Source organism: Psychromonas aquatilis, from assembly GCF_038155185.1.
Taxonomy (GTDB): domain Bacteria; phylum Pseudomonadota; class Gammaproteobacteria; order Enterobacterales; family Psychromonadaceae; genus Psychromonas; species Psychromonas aquatilis.
Genome location: NZ_JBAKAZ010000202.1, coordinates 1 through 263, shown reverse-complemented (window position 1 = coordinate 263; position 263 = coordinate 1). Strand labels below are relative to the sequence as shown.

Annotated in this window: 1 protein-coding gene; it reads right to left on the bottom strand. The window is 36.1% G+C overall.

Going from position 1 to position 263, the window contains the following annotated elements; all coding sequences use genetic code 11:
- Nucleotides 1-263, bottom strand: a 263-nt coding sequence (locus V6256_RS15345) for an insulinase family protein (RefSeq protein ID WP_341599121.1), incomplete at both ends; no start/stop codon positions are given.

The window sequence follows — 263 nt, the reverse complement described above, 5'->3', positions numbered from 1 at the left end:
TCATGAACTTACTATACTGATTAATCTCAGGGAACTTATCTGACCCCCAAAACAACATATGTTCTAAATAATGCGCCAACCATAGTTGTGAATCAGGGTTATGCATACTACCAATAGGCACAGATAATGAGGCAGCACTATTTTTTAAGTCAGGATCAGATATCAACAACACCTCAAATGAATTAGCAAGGCGAATAACTTCATACTGGCGGGTATCATATGGACTTTTGTTAATAGATTCTTGAACAATATCAAATGACTTC